Below are 8,359 nucleotides of genomic sequence, written 5' to 3'. Positions count from 1 at the left end.
GAAGAGGATAAATTTGATAATACTGACATACATAAAGAAGGCTTAAGAACCGAGTGGCATCGTGTAGATATGTCCCTGAAAAATGCATCGATAATAAAAGAAAATGTAATTGCTGATGGGAATATCACATCAGGAAAAACTGATCATTATAAAGCACATTGTCCGGGTGGAATTTTTGATATAAAAACATTTACAAAAATTACTATAAAACAGGTTTATCCTAGCATTGACTGGACCTTATATACATCTAAAGATGGCGGACTAAAACACGACTTTATAGTTCATCCGGGCGCTAATACTGAACTTATAAAACTTATTTATGAGGGCAGCGGCAAACTTAGCATCAAAGAAGATCAGATAAAAATTTCAACAAAGATCGGTGATGTCAGTGAAGGAAAGCTTGTCTGTTATCAAAATAATGAATGCAATAAAGTTGAATCCTCATATACCATCAAACAAACCGGAAAGCGGATAGAAAATGGCTTTTCTTATGAAGCAGGTATAAAATTAAGCTCCTACGATAAGGGTGAAACGCTTGTCGTTGACCCACAATTGACATGGTGTACAATGATAGGTGGAAATAATTGGGAAGGAATTAATTCCCTTGTTGTAGATGCCGCCGGTAATGTATACGCCTCCTGCTATGTTCACTCAACAGATATACCAATGCTAGGTGCGTACCAGGGGGTTAATAACGGTAAATATGATGCAAGTATCCTCAAGTTCTCTAACACAGGGGTTCTCCTTCAATCGACTTACTTCGGAGGGACGGATCATGATGTTTGTGAAAGCATTGCTGTTGATATTAGCGGAAATATATTTCTCACCGGATATACCTATTCAACAAACTTGCCAATTCTTAATGCAGGAACATACTTTGATAATACCTTAGGCAGCACAAGTGATTGCTTTATATTAAAATTTAATGCTGCATTTATTCTTCAGTGGGCAACCTACTTTGGCGGAGACAATGGTGCAGATGACGGAAGATCCATCGGGCTGGATGCTTCAGGTAACCTGTTTCTGGGCGGCACTACCTGGTCATCCGTTAACTTCCCCAGTATAAATGCAGGAACTTATTTCGACAATACACTTAATGGAGCAACGGATGGCTTCATCTCCAAATTTTCTAATACCGGCACCCTGTTATGGTCAACCTATTACGGCGGATCTTTAGATGATTTTGTAAATGCAATAACCGTAGATGTCAATAATAACTTATTTATTGCCGGTGAAACAAATTCTACAAATTATCCGGTTCTTAATCCCGGAGGAGGAGCTTATGTTCAGAGTATATATGGAGGCTGGAGTAACCCGGGCGCGGCCTGCTCTCTTTTCGGCACCACCTGGTGGGGAGATGGAGTAATAGCAAAATTCGATAACTCCGGCACCCAGATTTGGTCAACATACTACGGAGGGAATTCACAGGAAAGAGCGTTGAATATTACCTACGATCAGCTGGGAAACATATATGTTTCCGGTATCACCTACTCTGCAAATTTTCCTCTACTTAATGCGGGAGGGTACTTTGATAATACTTTAGGAGGGTGTATAGATGGATTTATCCTGAAATTTAACGGCGCCACTTGCGCACGTACGTGGGCAACATTCTTTGGAGGAAGTGATTTAGAATATCAAACAAATGATTATGACCGTTTAGCAACAGATAACTGTGGAAACTTATATGCAACTTTCAATTCCGGATCCATGAATACTCCTACACTTTCAAATTCATGCGATTATAAAGATAATTCATGCGGAGGATGTGGGGCAGGTATAATATATGGAGACATTGTCATAACAAAATTTTCGCCTGTAACATCATTATTGTGGTCAACATTTTTCGGAGATGTGAGCACACAGGATTTTCGTGGAGCATTAACAGTTGACAATAATAATAATTTGTTTATAGGCGGTGAATTTCCATCATATACCGCCGGTACGGCCGGCCTCCCCCTGGTGAATCCCGGCGGTGGAGCTTATTTTGATAATACTTTTCATGCAACAGATGATGCTTTTATAGCAAAATTCATCCCGGTTATTCCAACTGTTACCAAATCACAGACTAATAATACTACATGCACCCCCTGCAACGGCAGCGCAACTATTAATTTAACATGTAGTGAACCAAATTACAGCTATATATGGAGCAATGGCAGCAGCACAATGAACGTTACCAGTACCACCAATACCGTTACCGGTTTATGCCCGGGTACCTACACAGTAACCGCAACAAGTAATTGCAATCAAACACAAACGGCAACATTTGTTATTACGGGGACACCGTGTAGTACCTGCACTTTAGCCGGCCAATTCACCAAGGGCACCGCCAACTGCACAAACTGCGGCTGTAAAGAATGGATAATGGTAAACGCCACAGGGGGCACAAATCCTTACAACTACCTTTGGCCGGATGGATATACGGGCAGGTATAAAAATAAACTTTGTGCGGGCAATTACACTATAAAAATTAAAGATCAAAACGGGTGTAGTGTGAATGTAAATCTGAGTGCCCCATAAAAATAAATGTTTAAACTTCAGGTAAAAATAACAGGTAATGTTCACAAAAAATAAAACTACCGGTTTACAGAGAGCACTCTCTGTTTTTTATATTCTTGCTTGTATCTATGGCAGAGCCCAGATTATAACAAAGCCTCAGGCTCATGGATCAGCCAGCACACCTGAAGCCCGTAATCTTTTAAACGGCAATGGTATGTGCTTTACCCCTAACAAAGGACAAATAGCAGATACAGAAGGGAAGCTTTGCCCCGATATATTATATAAAGGCGAAGGCGGCGGAGCCGACATATACCTTCGTAAAACAGGAATTAGTTATGTATACAGCAATATGGGCGAGGTAATGCACATGGTAGGCGAACAGGTAGAAGAGTTAATTACAGCAGGAACCATTACCGAAACCGATGAACAACAAAAGAGAGATGAGCTTTTACGGGACAGAAAAGTTAAAGTGCACAGGGTTGATATGGATTTTGAAGGAGCAAATACCAACAGCCGGCTAATTAATGAAAGTGAACTTGAGGGGTATAACAATTACTATTATGCCCACTGCCCGCAGGGCATAGCCAATGTACACCAGTATAACAAAGTAACGTACAAAAATATTTACAATAACATTGATATTACCTATTACGGAGATAAAGAGAACGGTATTAAGTACGATTTAATTGTAAAGCCTCACGCAGACCCAAATCAAATTAAACTGCACTGGAAAGGAGCAGAAAGCATACGCATTAACCGCGAAGGCAACTTAGTGGTCAAAACCAGCGTGAATGAGTTTACTGAATCAATTCCAAAAGTTTATCAAAATATAAATGGAGGAATTGTTGATGTAAAAGCGGGCTATAAATTAGCCTTTCTTTCTGCCTCAAATGGAGAAAGGGGAGAAGGCATTGTTACTTTTATACTTTCCAACTATCAAACTGATTACCCTTTGATCATTGACCCTTGGGCTACTTATTACGGGGGAACAGATTATGATCATGGAATTGGCATAGCCACCGATCCATTGGGCAATGCATATATGACCGGAGAAACCTGGAATTTTGTTGGCATTGCTTCACTTGGGTTTCAAACTGTTTTTGGCGGTGCTATTGATGCCTTCCTTGTGAAATTTAACGGCATGACCGGAGTACGCCTTTGGGCAACATATTACGGAGGAGCAGGTGGTGATTCAGGTAAAAGCATAGCCACTGATATATTGGGAAATGTGTATATGGCAGGAGAAACTCAAAGCAATGTGGGAATATCTTGGCTTGGCCACCAGAATATTTACAGTGGTGGAATAGATGCCTTTCTTGTAAAATTCAACGGAATTAACGGGGTTCGTATTTGGGCAACGTATTACGGAGGAACAGCTTGGGATGATAGCAGAAGCATAGCCTGCGATAACACAGGAAATGTATATTTAGCAGGAACTTCCAGCAGCCTTGCGAGTATCGCCTTTGCTCCAGGCTTTCAAATTGTCAATGGTGGCGGTTTTTGTGATGCTTTTCTTGTAAAATTTAACTGCATCACCGGAACGTGTATTTGGGCGACCTATTATGGTGGAACGGATTTTGATTATGGTTATGGGGTAGCCTGCGATAACATTGGAAATGTGTATATGGTAGGAGTTACCCGAAGCCTTACCGGCATATCTTCCCCTCCATGTATTCAAATAATTAAAGGTGGTGGTGATGATGCATTTCTTGTGAAATTTAACGAAAATACTGGAGTCCGCATCTGGGCAACATACTATGGTGGAACCGCTAGGGATTTTGGTTTCAGTGTAACCTGCGATAACATAGGAAATGTGTATTTAGCTGGAAGTACCCGCAGCCCAGTAGGTATTGCCTCAGTTACTGGATTTCAGGCTGTCCTAGGTGGCATGGTTGATGCCTTTATTGTGAAAATCCAAGGATTTACGGGAGCCCTACTTTGGTCAACTTATTACGGGGATGTTTTTTCTGAAATAGTAATGCCCGGGTGCATTGTTACTGATCTAAACAATAATGTTTACCTATATTTTGAAGTAGAAGATGAAAATTCTCTTTCTCTTGTTGATGGCTGTTCTTACAATCCTGTATTTAATGAAGGATTAAAAACAAACCCTAATGGCTCAAATTGGGTAGAAGATCAAATAATTGTAAAATTTAACTCCGTAGGGAAAAAGCTATGTGCAACATATGTGGGCGGTGCCGGGGAAGATGATATAGATTATGGAGGAGGAATTGCCATTTATGATAATTCATTATTTATAACTGGTAGTACAGATGGTGGATATCCTGCAACAACAGGCGCTTTTCAAACAGGTTATTCCGGACCTCTTATTAGTAATCTTGTTGGCAATAGTGGTGGTGGTGATGCCTTCGTAGTCTCATTGTGTACAAATATTTGCGAGGGCAAGGTACTTGACATAAACTATACTGCCAGTAGTACCAGCGTATGCGCCAATGCTCCCATTACTTTTACCCCTTCCATAGCACACTCATGCGATACCACAGGTTATAAATTTCACTGGACATTTACCGGAGGCAGCCCTGCAAGTTCAGATTCGGTAAAGCCTACTGTTACTTTTTCCGGTGCCGGCACTCACGATGTTAAATTAGTTGTAACAACAATTTGCAAAAAAGATAGTATTACAATAAACAATTATATTACTACTACTCAATGTACCGCATGTAATTTAACAGGACAATTTACAAAAGGCACCGCCAGTTGCACAGGCTGCGGATGCAAGGAATGGATACTGGTAAATGCCACAAGCGGCACAAGCCCATACACTTACCTATGGCCGGATGGATATACCAACAGGTACAAAAATCAGCTTTGCCCGGGTACATACATTATAAATATTAAAGACAAAAATGGGTGCAGTATAAATGTTAATATCTCAGCGCCTTAATATCAACAAATCGTATGGCATTAAAACGTAAAAACATTTTCAGGTGAAAACAACATTATCATTTACAGCATTTGTATCATTACTAATTATTAGCACATCTTCTCTTTACGCTCAAAAAGAAGCCAATAGATGGTATTTTGGACATGGGGCAGGAATAGATTTCAGCAGCGGTATAGCAGTTCCTGTTACGAATGGAGCACAATCAGTAACAGAAAACTCGTCCTCCATTTGCGATAAATCAACAGGGGATTTATTAATGTATACGGACGGAGATACTGTATGGAATAAAAATCACTTGCCCATGGCCAATGGTATGGGATTAAAGGGCGGAAATTCCTGCTTTCAAGGCGTCCTTATCGTTCCACTTCCACAAAATGATTCTTTATATTATATTTTTACCGCTCCCGATTATGAATCCGCTGACATATGTCTTACCTACTCAATAGTAAATATTAAGGCCAATCTTGGATTAGGCGATGTAATTAATAAAAACATTCCATTACTTCCTTTGGTTGAAGTTACCGAGAAAATTACAGCAACGTATCATGCCAATGGAATTGACATTTGGATCGTTACACACGAATGGAATTCAAACAGATATATTGCTCACCTTCTCACTGCCAATGGCATTATTAACACAGTATATTCGAATGTCGGGTATGTAATTGTTCCATCATTTGGGACTAATGATAATTCTAAAATCGGAGGTATGAAAATATCGCCAAATGGAAAAAAAATAGCTTCTACCGTTTTTGTTTCGAAAGTAATAGAAGTATGCGACTTCAATAATTGCACCGGTATTGTTTCGAATCCCCTTACAAAATCCGGCGGCAGCCTTAAAGGTGGTATTGAGTTTTCTCCTGATAATTCCAGAATTTATGTAACAGAAATGGGTAATGTAGTACAATATAATGTATTGGCCGGCGCAGGCATTTTTACTGCTGCCATTGTAGTTCTCGCTGCAACTCCACCTATTAATTATTATTTTGGAATCCAATTAGGCCCTGACAATAAAATATATATTGCCAGAGTAATATCAAATACCGGTCCTCTAACAGATGATATTGCAGTTATCAAGAACCCCAATAATTTAGGATTAGCTTCAAATGCAACAGATATGGGGCTATATCTCAATGGAAAGAAGTGCTGGGAAGGAATGCCAAATATATTTCGTGCATTCTATACTATTACTCCGCTTAATATTACAATGAGTAATGACACCTCTATATGTAAGGGCCAGCAAGTGCAGTTACATATAAATGGCGGAACAAGGTATTATTGGAGTCCGGCACTCGGGTTAAGTAACGACACAATCAATAATCCGGTTGCTAATCCCAAGACTACAACAACTTATCGCATTATCGTATCAAGTGGATGTGCATTTGATACTGCAAGCATAACAGTTAACATTGCAAAAAGCGGATCCGCTGCCATTACTGTTACTTCCGGTTTAAATTGCAGTACGGATAATAATGCAATCGTAACAGTATCGATGGCAGGCGGAACACCAAACTATATGTACTCCTGGAGCAATGGTCAGACAACCCAATTGGCGACAAGCCTGTCACAAGGGAATTATACGGTAACTGTTACCGATACAAATGGCTGTACCGCTACTTCTTCGGCCACAATTTCTTCACCCCCACCCTTAGTTGGCCAATTTACCAAAGGTACCGCCAACTGCACAAACTGCGGCTGTAAAGAATGGATATTGGTAACCGCTACCGGCAGTACAGGTCCATATAGTTATACCTGGCTGGACGGGTATGTTAACAGGTATAAGAACCAACTTTGCCCGGGTACATACACTATAAAAATTAAAGATAAAAATGGGTGTAGTGTAAATGTAAATCTGAGTGCCCCATAAAAAAATAAATGTTTAAACTTCAGGTAAAAATAACAGGTAATGTTCACAAAAAATAAAACTACCGGTTTACAGATAGCACTCTCCGCTTTTTGTATTCTTGCTTGTATCTATGGCAGAACCCAGATTATAACAAAGCCTCAGGCTCATGGATCAGCCAGCACGCCTGAAGCCCGTAACCTTTTAAACGGCAATGGTATGTGCTTTACCCCCAACAAAGGACAAATAGCCGATATGAATGGAAAGCTTTGCCCCGATGTATTATACAAAAGCGAAAGCGGCGCTGCCGATATTTATTTACGCAAAACAGGCATCAGCTATGTATTCAGCAATATGGCTGAAGTGATGCACGAAGTACATGAAAAAGTGGAAGCATTAATTAATGCCGGAACATTAACCGAAGCCGATGAACATACAAAACAAGATGAATTAATGCGCGATGAAAAAATTAAAACACACAGGGTTGATATGGATTTTGCCGGAGCCAATACTAACTGCAGGCTTGTTAATGAAAATGAATTGGATGGCTACAACAATTACTATTATGCTCATTGCCCCAATGGAATTACAAATGTAAAACAATATAACAAAGTAACATACAAAGATATTTACAACGGTATTGATGTAAAATATTACGGAGACAAAGAACATGGAATAAAATATGACCTCATCGTACAACCCCGCGCCAACCCCGCTCAAATAAAACTCCAATGGAAAGGAGCCGAAAGTATACGCATTAATAGCGAAGGTCACTTGGTAATTAAAACCAGTATTAATGAATTTTACGAATCCATCCCGAAAGTTTACCAGGTAATAAACGGAAAAGTAATAGATGTGCCTACAAAATATATTTTGACCCGACTATCCGCAGGGGAAGCCATAATTAATTTTTCATTTTCAATTTTTAATTCTTCATACCCTTTAGTGGTTGATCCCTGGGCAACCTATTACGGAGGTGCATTTGATGATTCTGGTTCCAGCGTAGCCTGCGATAACACAGGGAATGTGTACCTGGCAGGATGGACCTCCAGCCCCAATGCGGGCAATGTAATCGCTACTGCCGGCGGTTTTCAAACTGTTTTAGGTGGAGG

Annotated in this window: 4 protein-coding genes; all 4 read left to right on the top strand. The window is 40.0% G+C overall.

Translation table 11 applies throughout. The features are described from left to right. Positions 1-2,520, top strand: a 2,520-nt coding sequence (locus tag HYU69_01320; protein MBI2268976.1) for an SBBP repeat-containing protein, incomplete at its 5' end; no start/stop codon positions are given. Positions 2,521-2,557: 37 nt separating this feature from the next. Then, complete coding sequence (locus HYU69_01315; protein MBI2268975.1) at positions 2,558-5,404, top strand: SBBP repeat-containing protein; 2,847 nt, start codon at positions 2,558-2,560, stop codon at positions 5,402-5,404. Positions 5,405-5,447: 43 nt separating this feature from the next. Further along, the gene (locus tag HYU69_01310) at positions 5,448-7,271 is read left to right on the top strand and encodes a SprB repeat-containing protein (protein ID MBI2268974.1); all 1,824 of its coding nucleotides are present in this window, start codon (positions 5,448-5,450) and stop codon (positions 7,269-7,271) included. A 39-nt stretch (positions 7,272-7,310) separates the two neighbouring features. Then, positions 7,311-8,359: SBBP repeat-containing protein (locus tag HYU69_01305; protein MBI2268973.1), on the top strand; the 1,049-nt coding region annotated here is incomplete at its 3' end.

Source organism: Bacteroidota bacterium, assembly GCA_016183775.1.
In the GTDB taxonomy this organism is placed as follows: domain Bacteria; phylum Bacteroidota; class Bacteroidia; order JABDFU01; family JABDFU01; genus JABDFU01.
This window is presented reverse-complemented; position numbering and strand designations above follow the sequence as displayed.